This window comes from Paenibacillus sp. LHD-38 (assembly GCF_031157315.1).
Taxonomy (GTDB): Bacteria; Bacillota; Bacilli; order Paenibacillales; family Paenibacillaceae; genus Pristimantibacillus.
Window position 1 is genome coordinate 1 of record NZ_JAVIFU010000111.1, and the last position, 3,842, is coordinate 3,842.

5 protein-coding genes and 1 pseudogene are annotated in these 3,842 nt (G+C 44.7%); all 6 read right to left on the bottom strand.

Annotated features, from left to right (window positions below; all coding sequences use genetic code 11):
* Positions 1-189 precede the first annotated feature (189 nt).
* Positions 190-648, bottom strand: coding sequence for a DUF4046 domain-containing protein (locus tag RCO25_RS34350; RefSeq protein ID WP_483874737.1), 459 nt, complete (start codon positions 646-648; stop codon positions 190-192).
* A pseudogene (locus RCO25_RS35175) lies at positions 628-831 on the bottom strand (DUF4046 domain-containing protein); the annotation flags it as partial. The gene RCO25_RS34350 and the pseudogene RCO25_RS35175, both read right to left, overlap by 21 nt.
* A 212-nt stretch (positions 832-1,043) precedes the next feature.
* Complete coding sequence (locus RCO25_RS34355) at positions 1,044-2,150, bottom strand: GerAB/ArcD/ProY family transporter (RefSeq protein WP_309000528.1); 1,107 nt, start codon at positions 2,148-2,150, stop codon at positions 1,044-1,046.
* Positions 2,147-2,392: a hypothetical protein gene (locus tag RCO25_RS34360; protein WP_309000529.1), complete on the bottom strand. Its 246-nt coding sequence runs from the start codon at positions 2,390-2,392 to the stop codon at positions 2,147-2,149. The genes RCO25_RS34355 and RCO25_RS34360 overlap by 4 nt, the downstream gene beginning before the upstream one ends.
* A gap of 11 nt (positions 2,393-2,403) precedes the next feature.
* A complete protein-coding gene (locus tag RCO25_RS34365; protein WP_309000530.1) occupies positions 2,404-3,570 on the bottom strand; it encodes a Ger(x)C family spore germination protein in 1,167 nt (388 codons plus the stop codon).
* Positions 3,571-3,578: 8 nt separating this feature from the next.
* Positions 3,579-3,842 (bottom strand): spore germination protein (locus RCO25_RS34370; RefSeq protein ID WP_309000531.1); only part of this gene is annotated, 264 nt, incomplete at its 5' end.

A 3,842-nucleotide genomic window follows, 5' to 3' on the forward strand; every position in this document is an offset into this window, starting at 1 on the left:
ATAGATAGGACGAAGGAATGTGAGGGCATAGACCCGTTGAGATTTGGGAGAGTGAATCCCAAGGACCTTGTGGAGAGAGACGTGCAGTAAATCTTTATTTGGAAGATGTTGTAATTAGACCAGCACCTTCTATTCCCGCATGCCCTCAAACGGAACTGCTTAGCCCATCTCATGTAATCCTTTAAACTCCTATTTAAACATGCATGTGAAATTCTGCGAATGAGCGAGCATTCGCGAGAAAAACCTTATTCTCTGAGGGAGCTCAACTGCAGGGATATAAATACAACGAGTATCAAGCGAAGGATCATTTAATTCGTATCGCACAATCTGTGAAACCATTAAACTCCCTCGATATGAATTGGCGAATTCCCATGGTTGAAATTGATCGGGGTATATGTTATCAACCACTTGATAAGGCGAATGCCCAAACACATTTAAAGTTCCAAGTAGTCTATGCTCCTTAACAAAACGATAGTTTATACACTGTGGAATTTCATGATAAGGAATCCTGCATTTTTCTTCGATCACATACTTGATCGCTTCGATAGCTCGTTGTCGTCCTTTCTCACCTTTCCAGTATCCATTGGAAACTTGCCTGAACTCCCAAGCGAAAAATTGACCAGGATACGCATGTTGAACCAGCTCCATAAAATCCCATCCATGTACCGTGGCAGGAGGGCGCAAACGATGTTTCCAAAGAATATCTGCATTTACTCGATCAGTAATCTCTTCGATGGGTATATTCAAATGTTCTTCGATTAGATATCGTGTCAGATAAGCCAAGTATTTCTTTCCTTGTTCACCTACAAAAAGTTGGTTAGGAAATCGACATCTTTTCCCTTGCTATACCTCATGATAAATAGTGATCATTTCCGGACCTTCCATATGTCCTTTCCCCTGAACTAATATATTCCTTATTACAGTTGATATAAACCTCAAGTACAGTGCAACGGTAGGCAGCTTGAATAAAGGTGAAACCCACTTCCATATTGATAAAACTTAGTCATTCGAATCGGTTTGATATCATTCAATCCGTCTGACCCTTATACGCTCGATTGCTTTCGTTTGGATTTGATCCAAGTGACCAACGTAAGAACAAGCAAAGGTAACACATACGAGATCGACACATAAAGCGGGTGTATGGACGCTACTGATTCTTCCCATTTGGTCATGCCTTCAGATAACAAGAGGGTGAGCAGCACAATGATCAAAGCAGTAGGAAATATGAGGATCCGGTAATCGCGTAAACGCAGCAGTTGAGATATGGCTAACGTCAGCGCATATAAGGTAATCGTGGCTTTCATGTAGGATCCTGCGATCAAGGCCATCGCGATGACGGATTCGATTCTTTCAATGATGTCGACAACTTGTATAATGCGCGCAAACTGATACAGGGAGTATTTTCTTTCACCTGCCATAGGGCCGAACATCATAATCGTGCATACGACGGATGTGATTAATATGACACCGTTTATGATAAGCGCCATATACATGGATCTGTTCAGCTCATTGTTGTTTGTCTTACGGACAAACGCCAGCAGCATGGCAAACACGATCACCTCTGCATAAGGGAATCCGTAAGTAAAATACGCGCCATGCAGCACGGGTTTGATTCCTTGCGACAAAATAGGCAGCAGTTGTTCCGGACGATAGTCGGGAAGCGCTACTATGAAGATGACTACAACAAAACAAAGCATGAGTGTGATGATGATGATGAACATTCTGGCCATGGCTTCGATACCAACATGCGCGGTAATAGCGGCAGCTAATAACACAACAATGGAAAAGATATACATAGGCGTTTCATCCATTAAAGAGCTGGTCATAAACAAGTCGACGTCGAGCACGATACCGGCACACATATGGAACAGATAGGCCACGAAAGGGATCAATAGGAGGAATGTGATCCACGTACCGACCGCTTTGAGGCTGTATTCGACAAAAGTTAAGCCGGGGTAATGCTTATTCAGATAAAGGATACAGCTTAGCAGCAGCCCGCCTATCGTGCATGAAATAATCAATGAGAGCCACGCATCGTTTTTAGCGAAAGCGATTATCGGGGCCGGAATATTGACAATAGCCGACCCTGTCATAAACGTAAAAAATAAGAGGGACATTTGTCCTGAAGTGATAGATTCGCGATTTGTCAAGATATTCCCGCCTTTAAATAGCCGACGATCTGCTCCGCCGTATCGGATAACAACAGAACGACAAGCATATGCAGCCTCGGCATATCGATATTGGTTACATAGTCCACACTGAAATAAAGAGCGATCAGCATCAGAGCCCCGTAAGCCAGCTTTTCACGCGCCTGCTTTTGTTTAAGTCTCGGACCGTCGTAAGCGAATAGGAGCGCATACATGACAAACAGAACGATAATTTTCTCCAGCACGGGTTTCCCTCCTATTTTTCTTTAGACAAAACCGATTTTCCGATGGTCGTCCCGGTATTAATAATTTTCACATCTGTTTGGATCTCTAATTGACTCTTCGCAAAAATCTCGTGCCAGTCTTCCTTCATGCTTTTCCATAACGCGGGGTGTCTGCGGTATATCAGATTGCTGAGATCAATGACATCGACTTTTTTTTGCTTCAGCTCCTCATACGCTTTCATCATATCTTGTTCGACGACTTCTTTAATTTGATTGATGAATTGTATTTCTTCTTCGCTCGTTGTTACTTTAGTACACTTGAGCTCGGTGACGGTACCTTCGATCGTGATGGACGCTTTCACCGTGACAGACCTCTGCTTGATCTTAGGAGAAAGCTGCGTGCTCGTTGAAATGATTTGAACCGTTTCTTTCTTTTTCGATTTGCCATTCGGTTGGTTTAAGCAGGGGATTTCGAGAACCCCTCGTTTATACTCATCGCGCAGCATCAAGACACTTTCCATATCCTTTGAAGACAGCTTCCCAATCATTTTTCCTTTTTTGAGAAGGACAGCCCCCGCTACCGGAGTTGTTTCTGTTATTTTCTTACTTCGATAGAGGTAAGGAATCATCGCATCATCGACTTGCCCCTTCAGCTGAAAACCCAGATCAAGCAGTGTCACATTCGCCGTCTTACCGGAATATTTGTAAGCTACTTCTTGAATGGTCAGCAACTGCTGGCCGAGCGTATTCTCGATCAGCGGCTTCGTACTCATATAAGTACTAGCCTTTCCTTTGGCAATATGGACATATGAAGTAAGGCGGAGCTCCGAATTGCGATAAAAGAAATCGAGAATTTCTTCGAGCCCTCTTTTCTTTGCGAACGCTTCCCCAATGACAATGATGCGCATATGGCTCCAATGGACTTTGCGCCCCATATGGAGAGTCAGGTCGCGAACGGTCTCGAACATTGATTCGTCCTCGGATTGAACATTGACGAACGTTGCACCCCCCCCCCTTCCTCTTAGTCCGGGGTTCGGTTTATATAACTGTGCCGTCAGTCGGATATTGCCATTCCTGCCCTCGTCAATTCCCAAAGACATAATGAAGCTTCTTTCGGGAAGCTCCAATTTGCTCCAGCATCCCGTTAAAGAAAGGAGAACCAGAGCAATCAAAAACAGCTTCAGATGCAGCTTTCTCATCGCCATAGTCATCCTTTCTTTCGTTTTATAGACATATGCATATGCCGGTTGCGCGGCGAGCGCAGGAGGTGCTTCATAGGTGCGCGAATCAGCACATCAAGCAGCTGCCGCGGCCTGAGCGGAGCGATTGGCGCTAAATAAGGCTGACCGAGAGAGCGCAAGGTAATCAGGTGCAGCAGGATGAAGAGCAAGCCGAACAGGAGCCCGAATCCGCCCAGAAGAGCGGCAATGACCATTAGCGGAAACCGTAAGAGTCGAAGTGAAATGGCCGC